This is a genomic window from Pseudoalteromonas shioyasakiensis, assembly GCF_001550135.1.
Taxonomy (GTDB): domain Bacteria; phylum Pseudomonadota; class Gammaproteobacteria; order Enterobacterales; family Alteromonadaceae; genus Pseudoalteromonas; species Pseudoalteromonas shioyasakiensis.
In genome coordinates this window covers 86,592-109,191 of record NZ_LRUE01000016.1, presented here as the reverse complement: position 1 = coordinate 109,191, position 22,600 = coordinate 86,592, and the positions used below count along the sequence as shown (strand labels likewise).

22 protein-coding genes are annotated in these 22,600 nt (G+C 41.0%); 16 read left to right on the top strand and 6 right to left on the bottom strand.

The window, feature by feature from the left end; translation table 11 throughout:
- Positions 1-56: 56 nt before the first annotated feature.
- The 9 genes from PASHI_RS13375 (at position 57) to PASHI_RS13335 (ending at position 8,987) form a co-directional block, all read left to right on the top strand.
- The gene (locus PASHI_RS13375) at positions 57-1,136 is read left to right on the top strand and encodes a pilus assembly protein PilM (protein ID WP_054563334.1); all 1,080 of its coding nucleotides are present in this window, start codon (positions 57-59) and stop codon (positions 1,134-1,136) included.
- Positions 1,124-1,696, top strand: a complete 573-nt coding sequence (locus PASHI_RS13370) for a PilN domain-containing protein (RefSeq protein ID WP_055021382.1) — start codon at positions 1,124-1,126, stop codon at positions 1,694-1,696. The genes PASHI_RS13375 and PASHI_RS13370 overlap by 13 nt, the downstream gene beginning before the upstream one ends.
- Complete coding sequence (locus tag PASHI_RS13365) at positions 1,686-2,291, top strand: type IV pilus inner membrane component PilO (RefSeq protein ID WP_054563336.1); 606 nt, start codon at positions 1,686-1,688, stop codon at positions 2,289-2,291. Before PASHI_RS13370 ends, PASHI_RS13365 begins: the two co-directional genes overlap by 11 nt.
- Positions 2,288-2,824 carry a pilus assembly protein PilP gene (locus PASHI_RS13360; RefSeq protein WP_054563337.1) on the top strand — a complete coding sequence of 179 codons (537 nt, stop codon included), beginning with the start codon at positions 2,288-2,290 and terminating at the stop codon, positions 2,822-2,824. The genes PASHI_RS13365 and PASHI_RS13360 overlap by 4 nt, the downstream gene beginning before the upstream one ends.
- Positions 2,811-4,904, top strand: a complete 2,094-nt coding sequence (locus tag PASHI_RS13355) for a type IV pilus secretin PilQ (RefSeq protein ID WP_082401713.1) — start codon at positions 2,811-2,813, stop codon at positions 4,902-4,904. The genes PASHI_RS13360 and PASHI_RS13355 overlap by 14 nt, the downstream gene beginning before the upstream one ends.
- A gap of 179 nt (positions 4,905-5,083) precedes the next feature.
- A complete protein-coding gene (aroK, locus tag PASHI_RS13350) occupies positions 5,084-5,602 on the top strand; it encodes a shikimate kinase AroK (RefSeq protein WP_036973192.1) in 519 nt (172 codons plus the stop codon).
- A 27-nt stretch (positions 5,603-5,629) separates the two neighbouring features.
- Complete coding sequence (aroB, locus tag PASHI_RS13345; protein WP_062566001.1) at positions 5,630-6,700, top strand: 3-dehydroquinate synthase; 1,071 nt, start codon at positions 5,630-5,632, stop codon at positions 6,698-6,700.
- Positions 6,700-8,091 carry an SPOR domain-containing protein gene (locus PASHI_RS13340; protein WP_062566000.1) on the top strand — a complete coding sequence of 464 codons (1,392 nt, stop codon included), beginning with the start codon at positions 6,700-6,702 and terminating at the stop codon, positions 8,089-8,091. The genes aroB and PASHI_RS13340 overlap by 1 nt, the downstream gene beginning before the upstream one ends.
- A gap of 53 nt (positions 8,092-8,144) precedes the next feature.
- On the top strand, positions 8,145-8,987 hold the full coding sequence (locus PASHI_RS13335) for a Dam family site-specific DNA-(adenine-N6)-methyltransferase (protein WP_054563340.1): 843 nt from the start codon (positions 8,145-8,147) through the stop codon (positions 8,985-8,987).
- On the opposite strand, the gene PASHI_RS13330 is transcribed toward PASHI_RS13335, so the two are convergent.
- Both PASHI_RS13330 and PASHI_RS13325 read right to left on the bottom strand, forming a co-directional pair.
- On the bottom strand, positions 8,959-9,144 hold the full coding sequence (locus PASHI_RS13330) for a DUF2970 domain-containing protein (RefSeq protein ID WP_054563341.1): 186 nt from the start codon (positions 9,142-9,144) through the stop codon (positions 8,959-8,961). The genes PASHI_RS13335 and PASHI_RS13330 overlap by 29 nt on opposite strands.
- 5 nt (positions 9,145-9,149) lie before the next feature.
- Positions 9,150-9,446 carry a hypothetical protein gene (locus tag PASHI_RS13325; RefSeq protein ID WP_062565999.1) on the bottom strand — a complete coding sequence of 99 codons (297 nt, stop codon included), beginning with the start codon at positions 9,444-9,446 and terminating at the stop codon, positions 9,150-9,152.
- 333 nt (positions 9,447-9,779) lie between these two features.
- On the opposite strand from PASHI_RS13325, the gene rpe reads away from it, so the two are divergent.
- From rpe to trpS, 3 genes are read left to right on the top strand one after another with little or no spacing between them, the layout of a single operon-like run.
- Complete coding sequence (rpe, locus tag PASHI_RS13320) at positions 9,780-10,466, top strand: ribulose-phosphate 3-epimerase (RefSeq protein ID WP_054563342.1); 687 nt, start codon at positions 9,780-9,782, stop codon at positions 10,464-10,466.
- The gene (locus PASHI_RS13315) at positions 10,463-11,128 is read left to right on the top strand and encodes a phosphoglycolate phosphatase (protein WP_062565998.1); all 666 of its coding nucleotides are present in this window, start codon (positions 10,463-10,465) and stop codon (positions 11,126-11,128) included. Before rpe ends, PASHI_RS13315 begins: the two co-directional genes overlap by 4 nt.
- 50 nt (positions 11,129-11,178) lie before the next feature.
- Positions 11,179-12,183: a tryptophan--tRNA ligase gene (gene trpS, locus PASHI_RS13310; RefSeq protein ID WP_054552798.1), complete on the top strand. Its 1,005-nt coding sequence runs from the start codon at positions 11,179-11,181 to the stop codon at positions 12,181-12,183.
- 129 nt (positions 12,184-12,312) lie between these two features.
- Here the strand turns inward: trpS and PASHI_RS13305 are convergent, their stop codons facing one another.
- Both PASHI_RS13305 and PASHI_RS13300 read right to left on the bottom strand, forming a co-directional pair.
- Positions 12,313-13,203 (bottom strand): TraB/GumN family protein, encoded by an 891-nt coding sequence (locus PASHI_RS13305; RefSeq protein ID WP_062565997.1) that lies wholly within the window; start codon positions 13,201-13,203, stop codon positions 12,313-12,315.
- Between the two features lie 54 nt (positions 13,204-13,257).
- Positions 13,258-13,449 carry a hypothetical protein gene (locus PASHI_RS13300; RefSeq protein ID WP_062565996.1) on the bottom strand — a complete coding sequence of 64 codons (192 nt, stop codon included), beginning with the start codon at positions 13,447-13,449 and terminating at the stop codon, positions 13,258-13,260.
- Positions 13,450-13,726: 277 nt separating this feature from the next.
- On the opposite strand from PASHI_RS13300, the gene PASHI_RS13295 reads away from it, so the two are divergent.
- Entirely contained in the window at positions 13,727-13,972 is a 246-nt protein-coding gene (locus PASHI_RS13295) for a hypothetical protein (RefSeq protein ID WP_062565995.1), read from the top strand.
- Positions 13,973-13,986: 14 nt separating this feature from the next.
- Here the strand turns inward: PASHI_RS13295 and PASHI_RS13290 are convergent, their stop codons facing one another.
- Positions 13,987-15,042 carry a hypothetical protein gene (locus PASHI_RS13290; protein WP_062565994.1) on the bottom strand — a complete coding sequence of 352 codons (1,056 nt, stop codon included), beginning with the start codon at positions 15,040-15,042 and terminating at the stop codon, positions 13,987-13,989.
- A gap of 12 nt (positions 15,043-15,054) precedes the next feature.
- Positions 15,055-17,874 carry an excinuclease ABC subunit UvrA gene (uvrA, locus tag PASHI_RS13285; protein ID WP_062565993.1) on the bottom strand — a complete coding sequence of 940 codons (2,820 nt, stop codon included), beginning with the start codon at positions 17,872-17,874 and terminating at the stop codon, positions 15,055-15,057.
- Positions 17,875-18,036: 162 nt separating this feature from the next.
- On the opposite strand from uvrA, the gene PASHI_RS13280 reads away from it, so the two are divergent.
- From PASHI_RS13280 to PASHI_RS13270, 3 genes are all read left to right on the top strand, one after another.
- Positions 18,037-19,404, top strand: coding sequence for an MFS transporter (locus PASHI_RS13280; protein ID WP_062565992.1), 1,368 nt, complete (start codon positions 18,037-18,039; stop codon positions 19,402-19,404).
- 20 nt (positions 19,405-19,424) lie between these two features.
- Complete coding sequence (gene ssb, locus PASHI_RS13275; protein WP_054563349.1) at positions 19,425-20,114, top strand: single-stranded DNA-binding protein; 690 nt, start codon at positions 19,425-19,427, stop codon at positions 20,112-20,114.
- A gap of 337 nt (positions 20,115-20,451) precedes the next feature.
- Positions 20,452-22,431: a methyl-accepting chemotaxis protein gene (locus PASHI_RS13270; RefSeq protein WP_062565991.1), complete on the top strand. Its 1,980-nt coding sequence runs from the start codon at positions 20,452-20,454 to the stop codon at positions 22,429-22,431.
- Positions 22,432-22,600 lie beyond the last annotated feature (169 nt).

Here is a 22,600-nt window from a genome sequence, read left to right as displayed (position 1 = left end):
TTTTCAGATAAAAATTATAACTTGTTTATTATTAAAACAAAGGCCAAGTTGCAAACATGCTAAGTCAGCTATTTAAAAAGCCTTCATCTATGATGGTAGGAATCGACATCGGATCGCACTGTATAAAAGCAGTGTTGTTGCAAGAGACAGACGCAGGTTTGCGGCTTGAAGCGTTAGCTATTGAACCTATGCCTAAAGGCGCTATGTCTGAGCGTTCTATTCAAGACATAGAAGCGATAGGTAATGTTATCGCTAAACTAAAAAGAAAAATTCCTAAATCAGTGCAAACCGCAGCAGTAGCTGTTTCAGGTCAAACTGTAATTACGAAAGTGATTTTTATGGATGTATCATTAACAGATGCTGAATTAGAGTCACAAATTGCCATCGAAGCTGATAGTTTAATCCCATATCCACTTGATGAAGTAAATATCGATTTTGAAAAACTTGCCATCAATGAAGCTGATCCAAGTAAAGTGAATGTTCTTCTCTCTGCTGCGCGAACTGAAAGTGTGCAAGCGCGAGTTGGTGCTCTTGAAACAGCCAACTTAAAAGCTGCGGTTGTCGATGTAGAAACTTATGCGCTAAGTCGAGCAATGGATGTGTATTATCAACAATTACCTAGTGATGCATACAATAAATGTGTCGCTGTGGTTGATATTGGTGCTGTGCTGATGCTTGTTAGCGTTGTACAAGAAGGTGAAACAATTTACACCCGTGACCAAGTATTTGGTGGCGACCAGTATACCAATAGCATTGTTGCGTATTACAACAAAAGCTTTGATGAAGCTGAAATTGGTAAAACTACAGGTGATTTACCACCAAATTATACCTTCGAAGTTTTAGCCCCATTCCAAACTTCATTATTGCAACAAGTTCGTCGTGCAGTGCAGATGTTCTTAACAACCAGTGGTAAAGATCAAGTTGATTACATTGTCCTGACTGGCGGCACTGCTATGATCGAAGGCTTAGACAGGCTCCTAATTGAAGAGCTAGGCATTCACACTGTTGTTGCAGAGCCATTTGCTAACATTGAAATTTCGCCAAAGATTGATCGCAATATGTTGCAGCGTCACCGCACTCAATTTGCGATAGCCACAGGATTGGCATTAAGGAGCTTTTCATCATGCCACATATAAATCTGCTGCCTTGGCGCGAACAACAAAGAAAAGACTCACAAAATAAGTTCGTCACTGTGTTGTTTGGTGTTGTTGTTATTAGCTTCTTAAGTATGTATTTACTAAGTTCTTTTTATGGCGGATTACGCGATGGGCAAAATGTAAAAAATAACTTTTTGAATACAGAAATCGCTTTATTGAACCAACGTATTCGTGAAATTAACGAACTTGATAAGAAAAAAGAAAACTTACAACAGCGTATGCGTCTAATCGAAGAGCTACAAAGTAACCGTAACCTAGGTACACAAATCATGGATGAAGTCGCCAAGATTGTTCCTGCTGGGGTTTATTTAACGAAACTTGAACGTCGTGATGACCGCATTCATGTAATTGGTCGCAGTGAATCAAATAACCGTTTATCTACCATGCTGCGTCAAGTTCAGAGCTCATATTTATTAGAACGACCTATTATGCAAGGTATTGTCGCAGGTGAACAAACCTCAAGATTATTGAGTGACTTTAATATGGATTTTTACGTTAAACCATTTGATCAGATAGGTGAGGCACGCAATGAACCTTGATATCAAAGCGTTAACAGACATAGATTGGAATGAAATTGAGCTTGAAAACATGGGCGATTGGCCTATTGCTGTTAAAGCTCTGTGCTGTGCGTTTGTGGCTGCGCTGGTTTTATACTTTAGTTACAGCTTATTAGTTTCTGACGAAATCGCCAGTTATCACAGTGCTGTAGCCAAAGAAACCGAGCTACGCCAAACATATAAAGCAAAATATGCTATTGCGAGTAATTTAGAGATTTATCGCCAGCAAATGGTTGAGATGGAAGATAAGTTCTCGCAGCTATTAAAGCGCTTACCAACCTCGAACGAGACACCTGGTTTGTTAGACGACTTATCTTACGTTGGCACTACTAGTGGTTTGACGTTTTTGAAAATTGGCTGGTTACCTGAAGTGGAAAAAGAGTTTTATACAGAGCTGCCAATTAAAATAGAAGTCGTCGGGACGTACCATGAATTTGGTGAATTTGTTGGTAAAGTTGCTCAGTTACCGCGAATTGTAAGTTTGCATGACTTTACAATCCAAACTCTCGGCAATAATGAACTCACTTTTAGTGTTGTTGCTAAGACTTATCGTTATGAAGGGGGCACTAAAAAATGAAAAAGCTTCCCTTAATTATTGCCATGACACTTGTACTTAGCGCGTGTAATGATGATACTTCAGAACAAAAAGAGTTTATTGATCAAGTTAAAGCAAGTACAACACCTAAAGTTGAGCCGATTCCTGAGATCACTAAGTTCGAGCACTTTGCTTATAATGCCGGAAAATTACGTAGTCCATTTGTGGCGCCTAAACCGGAAATTATTCAGAGCAATTTAGTGCAAGTTAAAAACTGCTTACACCCAGACCCTGATCGTGTTCGTCAACCACTTGAAAAGTACCCGCTAGATAACCTTGTTATGCAAGGAACTATTGGCCGTGTTGGTAATACGTGGGCGCTAATAAAAGCTGCAGACGATACGCTTTATCGAGTTACTGTAGGTAATTATATTGGTTTGTATCATGGTGAAATTAAACAAGTGCACGACAATTATATAGAATTATTAGAATTAATCCCGGATGGGGCTGGTTGTTGGAAAGAGCGCCTGACTAAGCTAGAAATGTTAGAGGCGGAAACAAATGGTGCAAGTTAATCTTATGAAAGGTAAAAAGAAGATGCATAAAGGAATGGCTTGGTTAAAACACATGCATAAATTCATGTTAGCTGCATTAGCCTTAATTTTGACGCAGACAGCAATCGCTGCCCCTTTACTGTATGACGTACGTTATAACCCGCTAATGAAAGGTGAAACACAATTACAGCTAGTATTTGATGAAGCGCTAACATTTGAACCAAAAGTTCAGGTATATAACGCCCCTGCTCGTATTGAAATGCTTTTCAGCAATGTAGGTGTTGATAATGAAGTGCGTGATGTGCCAGTTAACCAAGCAGGTATCCAGCATGTAACCAGCACCTTGACCGCAGACGGTTTAAAAGTTGTTGTAACGTTAGATAAGCTAAAAATTTATAAAACAATGGCGAAAGACAATATCGTTACTTTGCATGTTTCAGATAACCCAATCGCAACGGATGATTCAGCGGATGGACTGACAGCGTCTAGCAACTTTATTAATACAGTACAGTCGATTGATTTTCGCCGTGGTGAGAAAGGCGAAGCTCGCCTGTTAGTTTTTTTACAAGATACGCAAGCAGCAATTGATGTTCATGAGAGTGGCGGCAAAATTATTGCAGAGTTCCACCACACTGATATTTTAGACGACTTATTGTATCAATTAGATGTGATGGATTTTGGTACGGTTGTAAGTAACATCGAAACCTTCAAAGAAGGTAATATGACGCGCATTGTGGTTGAACCAAATGCAGCGTTTAAGTTTACTCATCAACAAATTGAAAATATCTTTACGCTAACTGTTGAAAAAGATGATACACAGCGCGCCTACCTCGAAGGCGGTATTGAATATCAAGGTCGCCCAATGAGCCTTAACTTCCAAGATATTCCAATTCGCTCTGTGCTACAGATTATTGCGGGCTATAACGAGTTTAATTTAGTAACCAGTGACTCAGTTACAGGCAATATCACATTGCGTTTAGATGGTGTTCCTTGGGATCAGGCACTTGATGTTGTGCTTAAAATTAAAGGTCTTGATAAGCGCATGGACGGTACTATTTTGATGGTTGCACCATCAGAAGAGCTTGCCGCACGTGAAGCAAAAGAGCTTAAGGCAAAACAGCAAGTTGAGGATTTAGAGCCACTTTACAGTGAATATATCCGCCTTAACTATGCTAAAGCTGAAGAGTTTGCTGACTTATTGAAAACAGACACCAACAGCATTATTTCTGCGCGAGGCAGTGTGTCTGTTGATAAACGTACTAATACCTTACTTATCAAAGATACAGCGAAAAGCATCGAAAGCGTGCGCCGTATGGTGGAAACCTTAGATATTCCTGTTAAGCAAGTGGTGATTGAATCACGCATGGTAACAGTGAATGATAATGTGCAAGAAGACTTAGGTGTGCGCTGGGGTATCAGCGATGTAGGTAGCGACGGTGCTATCTCTGGCACATTAGAGGGCGCTGGTGGCATGTTTGGTGCTGGCTCTTACGATAATATCCCAAGTATTTCTGACCGCTTAAATGTTAACTTACCGGTTTCTAGCCCTGCGGGTAGTATTGGTGTTCAAGTAGCTAAATTAGCTAACGGCACAATATTAGATTTAGAGTTAAGTGCCCTTGAAGAAGAGAACCGTGGTGAGATTATCGCAAGTCCTCGTATTACGACGGCTAACCAACAAAAAGCCCGTATTGAGCAAGGTACTGAGATCCCTTACGTTGAAGCAGCATCAAGTGGTGCAACGACAGTAACCTTCAAAAAAGCAGTATTGAGCTTAGAAGTAACGCCACATATCACCCCTGATAACAAAGTGATTTTAGATCTCGTTATCACGCAAGACACGCGTGGTGATACAGTACAAACACCAACAGGTTCTGCTGTAGCAATTAATACCCAAGAAATTCAAACTCAGGTATTAGTAGAAAACGGCCAAACTGTGGTGCTTGGTGGTATCTTCCAACAGCAAATCGTTAACTCAACTAAGAAAGTACCTCTGTTAGGCGATATTCCTTACTTAGGCGTATTGTTCAAAAGTACGAGTGAATTTAACGAGAAGAAAGAGCTGTTAATCTTTGTAACACCAAAAATTCAAATCGATTAAGTGATTTTTTCTTAAGCAACGAGCAATTAGCATGTTTAATTGCTCGTTATCTAGCTTTTTATGCTAATTGACTTGAAATACCCAAGCAATTACTGAGATAATCCCCTCCTTAATTTTGGGGCCAGGTCGTTAGGCGGGGTTTTATTTCAAATTTTAGAGTTCGTTTGTACTAAAAAGATATGGCTGAGAAACGTAATATATTTCTAGTGGGCCCTATGGGGGCTGGCAAAAGCACAATTGGTCGTCACATTGCTGACCAATTACACCTTGAATTTTTCGATTCAGATCAAGAGATCGAGCGTCGTACTGGAGCAGACATTGCTTGGGTATTCGATCTTGAGGGTGAAGAGGGCTTTCGACTTCGTGAAGAAACTGTAATTTCAGACCTAACTGAGATGCAAGGTATTGTTCTTGCTACTGGTGGTGGTTCTGTGATCAGTAAAGAAGTGCGTAACAAGCTATCTGCTCGCGGTATCGTTGTATACCTAGAGACACCAATCGAAAAGCAAGTTGCACGCACGCAGCGCGACAAGCGTCGCCCATTATTGCAAACAGAAGAAGCACCGCGTGATGTATTAGAACGCTTAGCTGAAGAACGCGAACCGTTATACAAAGAAGTTGCTGATTTTGTTGTCCGCACTGATGAGCAAAGCGCGAAAGTTGTTGCTAATCAAATCATCGAGAAATTAGATTTTTAAAAACCAATAATAAAAAGGAAACTAGCTATGCTTGAATTAACAGTTAATTTGGACGAGCGAAGTTATCCTATTTATATTGGTCAATCTGCTCTTAAAGAGACTGGTCGGCTACGCGAGCACATCGGCGATTGTCGACCTATCATTATCACCAACGACACCATTGCACCTTTATATCTTGACAATGTAATGACGTCGTTGGCTGATCTTAACCCGTTATCTTTTATTATCCCTGATGGTGAGCAATACAAATCACTTGAGTGGTTTGAAAAGATATCGGCGTTCTTACTTGAACATAACTGTGGTCGTGATACTTGCCTTATTGCCTTAGGTGGCGGTGTTGTAGGTGACTTAACTGGTTTTGTTGCTGCATGTTATCAGCGTGGCGTGCCTTTTATTCAAGTACCAACTACCTTGCTTTCGCAAGTGGATTCATCGGTTGGTGGCAAAACGGCAGTAAACCATCCACTTGGTAAAAACATGATTGGTGCATTTTATCAGCCGCAAGCCGTGTTTATCGATACGCAATCGTTGCATACTTTACCTGAGCGTGAATTCGCAGCCGGTATGGCAGAAGTCATTAAATACGGCCTTATTTACGACACAGAGCTATTTTCTTACCTAGAGCAAAATATCGCTAATCTTAAATCACTTGATGAGCAAACATTGCAGCATGTGATTTACCGTTGTTGTGAAATCAAAGCTTTGATAGTTGCACAGGACGAAAAAGAAGCCGGTTTACGCGCATTACTTAATCTTGGGCATACCTTTGGCCACGCTATTGAAGCACAAATGGGTTACGGTAACTGGCTACACGGCGAAGCCGTTGCGGCAGGTATGGTGCTGGCAGCACGCCTTGCACATACCCGTGATGACTTAACTACTGCAGAAGTTGAACGCATTGTTAAATTGATTGCTGAGTATGATTTACCAGTCGATATTCCGGCAGAAATGACAAGCGAGCAGTTTTTAACGCACATGCGTAAAGATAAGAAAAACAAAAAAGGTACGATTCGCTTTATTCTACCTACTCAATTTGGTCAATGTGCGCTGGTAAGTGATGTTACTGATCAGCAGGTTTGTGATTTAATAGCGCGCTAATGCAATCGCAAATATTGCCTAGCCGTGCTGCGCTAGTTGATCGAATCGCTCTGCAGTTTGAATATGGGCAAAATCTAATTTGCTTACTTGGCCCGTCAGGCCTTGGTAAAAGCTATTTATTAGAAACCTTCATTACTGATAAATACCTCGACTTTAATAAAGCGTTTGTTCAGTTGTCTGGAAAAATGACCGACCAACAGTTTATGACTGAACTGTTAGAACAAAGCTTTAGCAATCCGCTAATTGATCATTCTTTAAGTTTGTCTGAAAACTTCTATCAACTCTATAAGCAACAGCCTTGTGGTGATTGTTTATGGGTGATTGATGGAGGGCGTCATTTATCTGAAGAGTTAATTCAGCAATTAGAAATTCTTGCCAAGCAAAGCCCGAGCACGTTATACATATTGATTGCATCACAATCGGTCGGCCAGTTTAGCCAAGCGGTCGAAATTCACCTTGAAGCGCTTAACTTGAGCGAAAGTAAGCAACTTATGCGTTGGTTTTTCGATAACCTACCTGTTGAAGAAGACCCAGTTTTTCGCACATTTTTACAAGAAGCGCATGGTAACCCTGCCTTATTGCTAGCTTGGCAGCCTGAACAGCAAACTGCGGATATTCGTACACCCGAGAAAAGCTATAAACTGCTTTATTTAATTTTGCTCTTAATCACAACCATGCTGTTGATCATTGGCTTTTTATATAAAGCTGATATGACCGAGTGGTGGAAAGCACATTACCAACAAGATACAACAAGCTCTGTGGCAACAGCACTGCCTGCAGAAGCAGTAATAAATAGCCCAGAAGCAAGCAAAGAGCCTGTTCTAGAACAAGCTCAAGATGAGTCTCAAGCCCAGCAGCCAGTTGCTACTAATGATGATAACAACACGACTCTGGAAACCGAGTTGCCAGTTGATGGCTCTGACAGTAAAAACCATAACAATGAAAGTCATAACAATAACGTGGCTGCGATTGTTGATAGCCTTTTGCCAGCAGAGCCAATAGCACAAGAGACTGAGCAACCAATGGCAGATGAAGTTGTAGCAGCCAGCATCAGCGATGCTGAGTCTGCAATTGAGCCAGAGCAGCCATTAGTTGGGAATGCATGGTATTTGTCTCAGCCAGACGACAATTTTGTAATCCAATTACTAGCGGTCACTAAGCAAGAGATCAGTGATAAGTTTATTAATGAAAATGGCTTGCAAGGGCAGGTAAATACTTACCAAAGCTTACGGAGCGGTAAGCTTTGGTGGATTGTCACTTATGGCAGTTATGCCACACTGAATGAGGCTAAGAAGGGCGTAACAACACTTTCTGATAATGTGCGTAAAAATCAGCCGTTTTATAAAAAAATAAGTAAAATTAAACAAGAAATCGCTTCACTAAATCAGTAAATTAAAACTGATTAGTGTAAAATCGCGCAACACCGAATTGAAGTTAAGAGCAGATGCAGCAAAAGACCAGAGCCTTCCTTAAATGGGCGGGTGGAAAATACAGCCTAGTTGAAGATATTCGTACCCGCTTAAAGCAAGCGAGTATGGATGCTGACACCTTAGTTGAACCTTTCGTTGGTGCTGGCTCTGTATTCCTCAATACTGATTTTAAGCATTATATTTTAAATGATATTAATGCGGATCTGATCAACCTGTACACCGAGCTAAAGCGAACGCCTGACGAATTTATTAGCGATGCAAAAAAACTATTTGTAGAGCTCAATAACCATCCTGAAGCCTATTATGAGTACCGTGTTCAGTTTAATCAGAGCAGCGATGTGTATGAGCGCGCAATTTTATTCTTATACATGAATCGTCATGGTTATAACGGTCTGTGCCGCTACAATCTTAAAGGTATTTTTAACGTTCCTTTTGGTAAATATAAGCGCCCGTATTTTCCTGAAAAAGAAATGCACTTCTTTGCTGAAAAAGCCCAGCAAGCCACCTTTACGTGTTTAGGCTATGATGAAGTCTTTAAGCTTATTCCTAATAATGCGGTAGTGTATTGCGATCCACCTTATGTGCCGTTGAGTAAAACAGCTTCATTTACTTCTTACGCTAAAGGCGGTTTCAATTTAGATGATCAAGCTAACTTGGCGAATTTAGCTGAGCAGGCTGCATTCGAAAATAACACGCCGGTACTTATTTCTAACCACGATACGGTGTGGACTCGTAAGATCTACAGCCAAGCATCACTGGATGAAATTCAGGTAAAGCGCACGATTAGCCCGAAGGGCGGTTCACGCAATAAAGTGAATGAGCTAATGGCTATGTATTTAGCACCAAAGAAACGGTGAAATAAATCGCTGCTACAAACAGGCTGAATAAAACGAGGGCAATGACGATAATAGTACTGAGCGAATGCTCTTTAAAGTCAGCTTGACGCTTATTTTCTGATTGCACACCAAAAAATGCCGCAAAGACACTTTGTAATGCACTAATGAATTTGTTCATGCGATTTAGAACTTAGAACCTAAACCGCTAACTTTCTTTGACTCTTCACTACTTGTTAATAACTCAAGTAAATCAAGATAATGGAACTGAGCGCTGCGGCTATCACCCGTTAACCAAGAAAACCATCCTGTTTCTTGTTCTGCTTTCATACATTGAGCAGAAGATGATGATACGTTAAGCGTATTGCATGAGCAGCCAGACGCCGCTGCTAAAAAGTCGTCTTCATCAGCAGATGAAAAAGATACAAACGCAGCAACCGTAAGTGCGGACGCGATTAAGATCCCTATTTTAAAAGCACGCATGAGAATAACCCTTGTTTGTGTTATTTAGACAAGCATACATAACAATTGCTCAAATAACAAACTTAATTACGGCTGAATTAAATAAAAATTTAATAAAATTAGTCTTTTAAAGTAAATTTTATGTTTATATTTTGTTTCATTTAAATGCATTTATGCAAGCAGCTGAATAGAACGATTGTTCAATTTTTGATTAAATTTACATTAATTCAATAAGCTAAAAGGATTAGCCTTGAGTAATAGCGTTTTAACAGTTAGCTGTGGTGTTTTAATCAGCTGTCGATTGGGTTACATTATGCGCTCTTCTTGCAGTCACAAATTATGATGGAATCTCTCATGTTGGAAACATTACAAAAGTATTTAATAGCCCCTTCTATTTTATCAGCTGACTTTGCCCGTTTAGGTGAAGATGTTGATCGTGTACTCGCAAGTGGGGCAGATGTTGTACATTTTGATGTGATGGATAACCATTATGTGCCAAACCTAACCTTTGGCCCAATGATTTGTAAAGCACTGCGCGATTACGGTATTACAGCCCCGATAGATGTGCATCTTATGGTTAAGCCTGTCGATCGCTTAATTCCCGACTTTGCTGAAGCAGGCGCTTCTATTATTAGCTTTCATCCAGAAGCTAGCGAGCATATTGACCGTACCTTGCAACTTATAAAAGACAGTGGTTGCCAAGCAGGGCTTGTATTTAATCCTGCAACCAGCCTTAGCTACCTTGAGCACGTGCTCGATAAAGTTGATGTAGTGCTATTAATGTCGGTTAACCCTGGCTTTGGCGGCCAAAGCTTTATTCCTCATACCCTCGAAAAGCTTCGTCAAGCGCGTAAAATTATTGATGACTCAGGTCGCAATATTCGTTTAGAAGTTGATGGTGGCGTTGGTGTTGATAACATTGCTGAAATTGCAGAAGCGGGCGCTGATATGTTTGTTTCAGGCTCAGCGATTTTCAATCAACCAGATTACAAAGCGGTTATCGATGCGATGCGCAGCGAGCTTGCAAAGGTTGAGTCATGAAATACGATGCGGCATTTTTCGATTTAGATGGCACCTTAGTCGACAGTGTTTATGATTTATACATTGCGATGAATCTGACTCTAACTGACCTCGCATTTCCGGTTGTTACACAAAAGCTAGTTGAGAGCTGGGTAGGTAATGGCATAGAAACACTTGTAAAGCGTGGTTTAAGTGGCGATATGCAAATCAGTGAGCATTTAGATGAAGCCCTTACTGAGCGTGCAATTAATTTGTTTTATCAGCACTATGACCAAGTTGTAGGTGACTACAGTGCGCTTTATCAACATGTAGAAACTGGGCTTGCTGCACTTGCTGGTATTCCTAAAGTGGTGATCACCAATAAGGCACGTCGTTTTACCGAAAAGTTACTTGATAAGCTTTCACTGACTAGTCATTTTCAGTTGATTGTATGTGGTGATGATATGGCAAAGAAACCATCACCTGAGCCTTTACTATTTGCTTGTCAGCAATTAGATGTCAGCCCAGCCAAAGCGGTTATGATAGGCGACTCAAAAAGTGATATTTTGGCAGCAAAAGCTGCTAAGGTTGACGTTGTCGCACTCAGTTATGGCTATAACCAAGGTGAAAACCTCGCTGATTTCAATCCAGAGTACCTCTGCGAGAATTTCTTAGATATAATACCCGTTCTTACCCAAAGGTAAGTGCATTTTAATTTCGTCTTTTTAGTTTAGTAAAAATATAAAGGAACATCATGAGTAAACCAGTAGTGTTAAGTGGCATTCAGCCAACCGGTGGTATGACAATAGGCAACTATGTTGGCGCTATTAACCAGTGGCTTAAGCTACAGGAAGACCACGAAAGTTTCTTTATGTTAGTAGATTTACACGCCATTACTGTACGCCAAGATCCTGAGCAGCTACGCTCGCGCGTGCTTGACGGTATTGCGCTTTATGCTGCATGTGGTATCGACCCAGAAAAAGCGGCGTTATTTGTACAATCTCAAGTGCCAGAACATGCACAGCTTAGTTGGGTTTTAAACTGTTACGCGCAAATGGGTGAGCTTAACCGTATGACGCAGTTTAAAGATAAGTCTTCTAAGCATGCGAATAACGTTAATGTGGGCTTGTTCTCTTACCCTGTACTGCAAGCTGCAGACATCTTGTTATACCAAGCAGATCAAGTGCCAGTGGGTGAAGATCAAAAGCAACACCTTGAATTGACACGTGATATCGCAACACGTTTTAACAACCTATACGGTGACGTGTTCAAATTACCTGAGCCTTACATTCCTGAGTTTGGCGCGCGTGTAATGAGCTTACAAGATCCGCTCAAGAAAATGTCTAAATCAGATGAAAATCCAAACGGTTACATCATGTTATTAGATGAGCCGAAGAAGATTGAAAAGAAACTGAAGAAAGCAGTAACCGATTCAGACGAGCAAGCTCGTATCTACTTTGATCGTGAAGAAAAACCAGGTGTATCAAACCTACTTACTTTATTATCAGTCGCAACTAAGCGCTCAATTGAAGACTTAGTGCCTGAATATGAAGACAAAATGTATGGTCACCTGAAAAAAGACACTGCAGCAGCGGTCGTTAATATGATTGAGCCAATCCAAGCGCGCTTTAAAGAAATTCGCGAAGATCAGTCACTACTTGATAGCATTATGAAGTCAGGTGCTGAAAAGGCGAGTATTCGCGCTGAAAAAACATTAAAAGCAGTCTACGATGCGGTAGGTTTTATTCCTCGCCCGTAAGCTTGCACAAATTATTGAAATAAAAAATACCGCTATAAAGCGGTATTTTTTTATTAAAAACTCAGCACAATTAAAACAGTAAACAAGCAGATAAGTGCGGCAGCGGTTTTGTCTGTTTTTTCCATTTTTTTACTCCTCATCAGCGCTCAACTGTGCAATCACGTAGCCTTTACTTTCTAACAAGGCTAATAGGCTATCTTCACCGGCCAAATGAGCAGCGCCAACAAGTACCAACTCTTTTTGCTGATCAGTAAAGTAATCCTCAATATGATTAAGCCAATTCAAATTACGTTGCTTAATGAGTATTTGGTAGGTGAGGGGATCATGTTGTTTTAATGGCATGATAGTTAGCTCATTCATTGCGTGCATATCGCCATTGCGCCATGCATCAAGCATTGCACTGTAAAGCGCTTGGTAACTTGATACTTGAGCTAACTGTGACTGAATAAAGGCATCTTCGTCTTGGCTGCCTAATTGCTTAAAAAGGTGTAATTGAAATGCCAAGGTTTCGAGGAAAGCTAATTCTTTGCTGTCTTGTTTGGCTCGCTTTGCGAAATAGCTATCAACACCTTCACCGAAAAGCTGTTGCTTTTGTAGTTCTAGCGACATCATCAGCAAGCTCACCATAAAAGGGCGAAAGCTGTCGAGTTCGCTAAGTTGCATATCGTATTGAGTAAGCTGTGCTTCTAATTGTTTTTTTACTGTTGCAGAGAGCTTACTACTTAATGTTTCACCGGTTTCGTAACTCAGTGCTTTAAGCATAGTAAGTTGTGCTGAGCTATTACTTGGCGCTGGCATATCGGCTTCAAGTACTAGGGTATCGGCTTGTTTATATGCTTGATTAAATTCAGCCGGTAGCGGTAGTTCCTTGGGCGGTAAAACATGAATTGACCCCGCAATGTATATAAATTCATCACCTTTACTTACCTGCCAAACGGCACTTTTTGCATTACAAATACTCGTTGTTAACAAGCATGATGCAGCAATTGTTGAGAGCAGTAATTGAGTTAGTTGTTTCATTCTTTTAGCCTGTTAATTGAAAAAGCTTGCCCAATGTTCTGGGCAAGCAGGGCATTACTTGTTGAGTTTTAACTCAATTTGATGGTCAACTTTTTTGTTCATTTGCTCGATAGAAACCTCGATAGATATCTCAAGATGTTGTTCTAATTTTTGAGTATCTTGGCTATTAAATAAGGGGTTTGGCAGTGTAACAACAAGCGTGCTTACTGCGAGTATCGACACTATTTTTAAAGCTGAGTTGCTCATAACTTTATTCTCTTAATTGGTTGATTAGTTTTATCAGCGAAGCAAAGTTGGTTGGTGGCCCGTTGATGGAAACTACAATAGCGAGGAAAGTTGCTTGAGTCGCTTATCTAGTTCTAAGCGATTTATATATAAGGTTTTAAAATATTAACTTAAATATTTTCAATGGTTTAGGTGTGACTCTTATGAGGGGAAATAAGGTTTTAAATCATTTTATTTTTGTGTTTTTGCCTATTGATGATAATTTGAATGAAGCAAATAGGAGCTTGGAGGTTTTGATATGGGTTTTAAAGTAAAACATTATGCGGCTAAAACTGTAGCTGCGAATAGCTCATTAGAATGGGAGCTAATCTTAACTGAGCTTATCATTGGTAGCCTTTGTGCTGCATTCGCAAAGATCGGCTATGATGCTACTATGTTACTTATTTTTATACCTAATTTAGTAATCGCCTTAGTTTGCTTTGGTTTTATTGGGCTTTCGATATTTCATTTCATAAGAGAGAAACGCAGTAAGCCAAGCGAGTAATATTGATTGCTGCGCTATTTTTCTACAGGGGTAACGCCTGGCGAGTCACAAGCAATGACTTCAAATCGATAGCCATACTCAGCATGGTGATCAGGGGTTACTTGCACTATTTCGTAATCATTCAGCTCAACGGCTTTACTGTTTTCTGCTTTTAAACAGCGTGAATAGCTATCGGCTTCAAAGCTGTAAGCAAACATCGCAATTAAACGTTTGCTACGCTCAAAGTAACCTTTGGTATCTAGAAACTGACGAAGGTTTTCGGCGGTTTCACTGTCACCTTCTATATTGACGTCTTGGTTAGGGGTTGAGTTTTGTGTACTTTCAGGAAGTTGTTGTTCGAGTTTTTCACCGAGTTGTTCGACTGCTTTTTGCTGCTCTTCACCTGATTCTTTAGCAATAACTTTGCTATCTAAAAAGGTGCTAACCATATTATCGAGTACTTCTTCAGGTGGCTTATCATCAAGGAACGAAATTAGGTTAATAAAGACCACTGACGCTAAAACAAAGCGCACGATGGCAGTCAACAGTGGTGAATAGCTTTGACTAATAAACTTAACTCGCTCAGAGCCAAATGGCTTTATTAGCAATAAAACAAAGATATAGAAGGGTAAAAAAAGTTGAAATAACAATAAAGTACCTAGGGTTATTCCCATTGCCCAAGGTGGTAAATATAACAGGGTGGCAAAGTTATGGGTGTAATTAAAGTGACTAGCTGATACATGAGTTACATCATTAACTATGCCGCTCGCACCAGCTAATACAAAATTAGCGATACTGGCATAGAAGATTAAAATCAGTGCTTTGCCGGCAAGAGAGTGCCAAAGTTGGTTAAACTTGGGCCAAAATTCAATAACAAGCGCAATAATGGTGATGGTGGCACTTAACCAGCCCGATTGCAGAACAATCAGGCTGCTTAATGCTAAAAGATAGAGCTTTTGTGCGGTACTTAAGTTAAACCAAATGGCTTGTAATCGTTCAACCAGCCTCGTTTTATGAGGCTGCCAGCTACGTTGCTGTTGTTGAAACTGTTTATTAGCGCGCCATTTTGCAATTTTTAAATACCTACGCACGCAATATCCTTTTTATAGTAGTGGTTTTAAGTACCTTCCTGTGTGTGAACGCTCACACTCGGCAACGTCTTCAGGTGTACCAGAAATTAAAATTTCACCACCGCCAGAGCCACCTTCTGGGCCTAAGTCGACAATCCAGTCAGCAGTTTTAATCACATCAAGGTTATGCTCAATAACAACAATGGTATTACCGTGATCGCGTAAGCGGTGGAGTACTACTAATAATTGCTGAATATCAGCAAAGTGTAAACCCGTAGTTGGTTCATCAAGGATATATAAGGTTTTACCGGTATCGCGTTTTGAAAGTTCACGAGCCAGTTTCACACGCTGCGCTTCACCACCGGAGAGAGTCGTAGCAGCTTGACCTAAGCGAATATACGACAAGCCTACATCCATTAAGGTTTGCAGTTTACGTGCAATAGCCGGAATTTTATCAAAGTAGTCACGGGCATCTTCTACGGTCATTTCGAGTACTTGGTGAATGTTTTTACCTTTGTACTGTACTTCAAGGGTTTCACGGTTGTAGCGCTGACCTTTACATACATCACAAGGTACATATACATCAGGTAAAAAGTGCATTTCTACCTTGATCACGCCATCACCTTGGCAGGCCTCACAGCGACCACCTTTAACGTTAAAGCTAAAACGACCGACCTTATAGCCACGTGAACGGGCTTCTTGAGTACCCGCAAATAGCTCACGAATACCGGTAAAAATACCGGTGTAAGTTGCAGGATTTGAACGCGGAGTACGGCCAATAGGGCTTTGGTCAATATCAATCACTTTATCAAAATGATCTAGACCCTTGATTGACTTATACGGTGCCGCTTCTGCGGTCGTTGCGCCATTTAACTCGGTATGAGCCAGTTTAAATAAAGTGTCGTTGATAAGTGTCGATTTACCTGAGCCTGACACACCGGTGATACAGGTCATTAAGCCAAATGGAATGCGTAAATCAACGTTCTTTAAGTTGTTACCTGTGGCACCAAATAACTCAAGCCATTTGTCGTTGGTTTGATGGCGAGCCTCCGGCACTTCAATTTTCTTCTCACCAGAGAGGTACTGACCCGTGATTGAATCTTTACTGGCTAGAATATCGTCATGGGTACCTTGTGCAATAACATGGCCGCCATGAACACCGGCACCCGGGCCGATATCGATAATATGATCCGCAGCGCGAATAGCATCTTCGTCATGCTCAACCACAATGACCGTGTTGCCTAAATCGCGTAAGTGAATAAGGGTTTTTAGTAGGCGGTCGTTATCGCGTTGGTGCAAACCAATTGATGGTTCATCCAATACGTACATAACACCAACAAGACCTGCACCGATTTGACTCGCTAAACGAATACGCTGCGCTTCACCACCCGACAGGGTATCGGCACTTCGCTCAAGTGATAAATAATTAAGGCCTACATTAATTAAGAAAGATAAACGGTCACGAATTTCTTTGAGGATTTTTTCGGCAATTTGGGCGCGCTGACCAGTTAGATTCAAACCATCAAAAAATGCCATGCTTTCACCAATACTCATTGTGGTGATAGCTGGCAGGTTTGTTTGGCCAATAAATACGTGACGAGCTTCTTCGCGTAATCGAGAGCCATGACAGCTCGGACACGCTTGGCTTGTTTGGTATTTAGCAAGCTCTTCGCGAACTGAGTTTGACTCGGTTTCACGGTAGCGGCGATTCATATTATTTAAAACGCCTTCAAACTCATGGTTACGCGTAATTAAATCGCCACGGTCGTTACGATAGTTAAAGGCAATTTTAGTCTTGCCAGAACCTTCAAGAATCACCTTTTGCGCATCTTTTCCAAGCTCTTGGAAAGGCACTTCTAGGTCAAACTTATAATGTTCTGCGACTGCTTGCAGCATTTGGAAGTAATAAAAGCTGCGTTTGTCCCAGCCTTTAATTGCACCGCCCGATAAGCTTAGCTCAGGGTTTTGCACAACACGGTTTGGATCAAAATACTGACGCACACCTAAACCATCACAGCTTTGACACGCACCCGCAGGGTTGTTAAACGAGAATAAACGCGGCTCAAGTTCACTCATGGCATAGCCACACGTTGGGCAGGCAAAATTAGCAGAAAACAGCATGTCTTCGCTGAGTGAATCGTCCATTGCCGCTACATGGGCAATACCACTTGATAGCTCAAGTGCCGTTTCGAATGATTCAGCTAAACGCTGTTGCTGACCATCTTTTACTTTAAAGCGGTCAACGACAACCTCGATAGTATGCTTTTTATGAAGCTCAAGGGTCGGTGGATCTGATAAGTCACAGACTTCGCCATCGATACGGGCGCGAATAAAACCTTGGCTTGCGAGTTGCTCAAGCAGCTTAACGTGCTCACCTTTACGATCTTTTACCACTGGTGCTAATAGCATTAGCTTACTACCTTCTGGCAGAGCTAAAACCGTATCGACCATTTGGCTGATAGTTTGTGCGGCAAGTGGCAAGTCGTGAGTAGGGCAGCGTGGCTCACCTACACGGGCAAATAATAAACGAAGGTAATCGTAAATCTCGGTAATAGTACCGACCGTTGAACGCGGGTTATGTGACGTTGATTTTTGTTCGATAGAGATAGCTGGCGATAAACCTTCGATGTGATCAACATCGGGTTTTTCCATTAGCGATAAGAACTGTCTTGCATACGCTGACAGTGATTCAACATAACGACGTTGCCCTTCTGCATACAAAGTATCAAACGCTAAAGACGATTTCCCTGAACCAGATAGGCCAGTGATAACTATCAGCTTATCACGGGGAATGGTTAGGCTGATGTCTTTTAAATTGTGCGTACGGGCGCCTCGGACTTCAATGTTTTCCATGCTATCTCGTTTTATTACCTAATTATTTTTTCAGTATCTCATAATACGCGATAAGATTAATCCTTGATCAAAGAAAAAATCATCACTTACAGGTGATTATTTAGTTTTCGCTTGTGGTAGAATCCACGCTCAAATTTTAATAGACAGCAAGATCAGTAATTCATGACAGCATCTTCACTCAACTCTCGAGAAAAACGCGCTGCCGTTTCGTTGGCGAGCGTCTTTGCATTCCGTATGCTTGGCCTATTTATGCTGATGCCAGTATTGGCGATTTATGGTCAGCAATTAGAAGGGTTTTCGCCGCTTTGGATTGGCTTTGCTATTGGTGCTTATGGTTTAACGCAAGCCGTGCTGCAAATTCCTATGGGTTGGTTGTCTGATAAAATTGGTCGTAAAAAAGTGATTATTGGTGGCCTTTGTGTGTTTGCACTTGGCTCTGTTATTGCGGCAACCGCTGAGTCTGTGCAAATGGTTACGCTAGGGCGTGCACTACAAGGCATGGGGGCAATTGCCAGTGCCTTATTGGCGCTTGCTTCTGATTTAAGCCGTGATGAACAGCGTCCGAAAGTTATGGCCGTTATTGGTATGTGTATTGGTATGAGCTTTGCCATTGCTATGCTACTAGGGCCAATTGTTGCTGCATCGTGGGGAGTTGCTGGAGTATTTTGGCTTACTGCAGGACTGGCCATTTTAGGTATTTTAATTGTGTTGTTTTTAGTGCCAAATGCTGTCAATAAGGCGCCAAAAGGTGACACACTTGCTACCCTTGATGATATTAAGCAACTAATTAAACATCCACAATTAGCACGCCTTGATTTTGGTGTGATGCTGCTTCATCTTACATTAACTACCGTATTTGTAGCCTTACCGGGCCAGCTGATAAAAGATGGCTTAGTCGCAGACCACCATTGGTATTTATATATCCCTGTACTGTTTTTAGCGTTTTTCTTGATGGCACCAATGATGATTGTGGCTATTCGTAAAGAAAAAGAAAAACAAGCCTTTATTGGCTCAATCGCGCTGCTTGTTTTAAGTATGCTCGCGATGTCGTTATGGGTTGATTCGGTGATTGGCATCGGTATTTGTATGTTGGTTTACTTTATTGCTTTTAACTTTTTAGAAGCAACCATGCCTGCACTTGTTTCGCGTATTGCCCCTGCAAACCAGAAAGGTTCTGCGATGGGAGTATTTTCATCTACGCAGTTTTTTGGTGCCTTTTTAGGTGGTTTATTAGGGGGTTACGTTGCTCAAGCATTAAGTGCGCAAGCAGTGTTTGCGGCGGCGGCACTTGTTGGGGTAATATGGCTTATCCTTGCTTGGAATATGCAAGTCCCACCAAGAAGTAAAATAATTAGCTTAATGACTGAATTAAGTTCAGAGCAGCAGGCACAAGCGCTTGCTTCTCGTCTTGTTGCTTTACCGGGCGTAATTGAAGCAACGGTTGTCTGTGATGAAAATCGCAGCTATTTAAAGATTAATGATAAAGAATTTGACCTAGACCAAGCACGCAAAGTGGCTGGTTTAATCTAACGTTTTATAGGAGAAGTTCCATGGCACGCGGTGTGAACAAAGTTATCTTGGTTGGTAATTTAGGCCAAGATCCAGAAGTACGTTATATGCCTAATGGCAATGGCGTAGCGAATATCAGCATTGCTACGACAGATAGCTGGAAAGATAAAAACACAGGGCAAATGCAAGAGCGTACTGAATGGCACCGTGTTGTGTTATTTGGCAAACTAGCAGAAGTTGCTGGTGAGTATCTTCGTAAAGGTTCACAAGTATACATTGAAGGTCGTTTACAAACGCGTAAATGGACTGATCAATCAGGCCAAGAAAAATACACCACAGAAATCGTGGTAGACATGGGCGGTCAAATGCAAATGTTAGGCGGTCGTGGTGAGCAGCAAGGTGGTGGCTATCAAGGTGGTCAATCACAAGGCGGTTACCAAGGTGGTCAACAACAAGGTGGCGGTTACGGCGGTGGTGCACAGCAATCACAAAGTAATAATAGCTATGCTCCACAGCAACAGTCTGCGCCAGCACAGCAGCAACAGCGTCCACAACAGCAATCTGCACCACAACAACAAAGTAATAACCAATATGGTGGCGGTTATGGTCAGCAGCAAAGCAGCGCACCTCAACAAGGCGGTTTTGCTCCTAAACCACAAAATGCACCACAAGGCGGCGCATCAAACCCAATGGAACCACCAATCGACTTTGATGACGATATTCCGTTCTAATTGCTGATATAGCAAAACTATGTAATTAGTTTTTAAGAAGCCCCGCATAAGCGGGGCTTTTTTATGTGCGAGAGTTAATGCTTAACCTAATACCAACCCGCAATAATACTTAATCATTTTGAGGGATTAAACCTGTCGCTAACTGCGTTAAAAATTTCTCATTTAGAACAACTAAATAACGAAGTTTTTGCCTTGTTATCAACGAGGTTTTATTGCCTCAAAATAGACTACTTAATTAAGCGGATTGGTATAAAAGCAATTTGATAGGCCGAATTGGCTATATTCAAAACCTGGTCTAAGTTTATAGAACCTTAATTCCACAACTTTATTATTAACTATGCAGCTTTTAAGGAAGATTAGTTTTCAACAGGCGCTTGCAGCGGTTATCGCTTTTGCTTTGGTTGTGATGTTTGCAGCGTCTTATACTGTTATCAATGAGTCGCTTGTTAGAAAAAGCACAGTTGAGAAAGATGCTGTATATATACGTGAAGCTTTAATGATTGATGAGATAGCTCACGAAACGGCTGTTGAAAGAGGCTTAACGGCAGGCCTAATTGGCTCTGGTTATAGTCAAAATAAAGAGCGTGTTGCACAGCAGCGTGTAGTGGTCGATAAAGCATTTGATAAATTTGCCCGTTACACTCAGCAGCATAAGGTTTCATCAACACTATTCAATGCGGTATTAGCAAAACATAAGAAAATCACTGAGCTGAGAGAAAGTGTCGACAAGAAGCAAGGTAAACAAGCGTTTGTGGTCTATTCTGATTCAAATAAGTTTATGCTCGATGTTGCCAACAGACGAGTCTCACAGGTCAAACAAAGTGAGGCAATCGCCTCTGGTCTTGCAATAGTCGAAATGTCTTTATTGAAGGAGAGGCTTGGGCAAGTGCGAGGTAAAGTGAATGGTGTCTTATCTTCCAAGTTTATTTCTGAGAGTAATCAAGTCTTAGTCAGTAGCTATTTTCACAATATTGAAGAAACCTTGTTTTTGCTATCTTTAACACTCACAGGTGATGCTGATAAAAAGTGGTTAGCAGAATTGACCAACTCGCAAACTTACCAAGATGTAAAGAGCATTGTTGAAAAGCTTAATCAAGAAAATGGTGAGTTATCTTTAAGTTACCCAACACCATCAGATTGGTTTGCTCACTCCACTGAGTTAATAGGTAAGGTCCGTAAGCATATTCTAAATAAGCAGCAAGCTTTAGAGTCGCTGATTGAGCAAAGTCGTAGTAGTGCAAATACTAAGGTTTATGCCACTAGTGGCTTTGCCATTATTCTTATAGGTTTGTTCTTTGCTTTTGGGTTATTCGTTATTAAGTCGCTGGCGAGAAAAGTAACTAGGGTTAGAGATGTGATTAGCACTATTGCTACCAGCCATGATTTAGCGGTGAGAATTAACGATAATTCGAGTGATGAAATTGGTGCAATCTCCAGAAGCGTTGATGAGCTCGTCGATGCGCTTACCGATTTAATTAGGCAAGTTCAGCAAGCAAATAACACCAGCGAATCCAGTGTTCAATCATTGATCACATTTGCAAAAGAGCTATCTGAGCGTGTTGAAAATATTAATTCAACGACCGCAACATTGCATGACAACTTCACTAGGCTATATAGCCAGATAGAGCAAATAGCAGTATCTGCAGAAGAGAGCTCTAAAAATACGATAAAGGCGAATGATCTATCTGCAAGTACTAAACAAATTATTGGTAGGAATAAAGCAAGTATTAGCTCGTTGTCAGAGTTAATACAGCAAGCCCATGAACAATCAGATGCCCTAAGTGCTAAAACAAACAGTATTCAATCTGTACTCGATACGATTTCGAGCATTGCAGAGCAAACGAATTTACTTGCATTGAATGCGGCAATAGAAGCTGCTCGGGCAGGGGAGCAAGGCCGTGGCTTTGCTGTTGTAGCCGATGAGGTTCGTGGTTTAGCTACACGTAGCCAAGACTCTACATCTGAAATATCTTCAGTACTAGATGATATAAAACAGCAGGTTCAGCAGTTGCAGGTGTATATGGAAAATACCTCTGACTCAACGCAAATGGTTAGTGATAACAGTGAACAAGCGTTAACGAATATAGATACGTTAACAGCGAATATTGCTGATGTGAGCAGTCAAACAAATACGGTATCCGATGCGATTGAATCGCAAAGTCAGCTTGCTGAAGAAGCGAGCAAAGCAAGTCAAAATATCACTTCAAACATGCATGATGTTCAAAACGAATTAGCGTTACTTGAGAAGTTAATTACAGATTTAGAAAATGCACAGCAAAGAACATCCGATGCCCTAAATGTGTTTAAAGTTGATTAGCAACTGCGTTGATTTTGGAGAAGCTTTAGCACTGCAAACTTTCTTACTACTCTTTAAGTAGCAGTTTGTCGGTTACAAAATAATTCTCATTAACTGTTTTTGCTAGGTGTTTAAAATTACAAAACTTTTGACAGCGCTGGTTCTAGGATATTTCTGATATTGCTTTAAA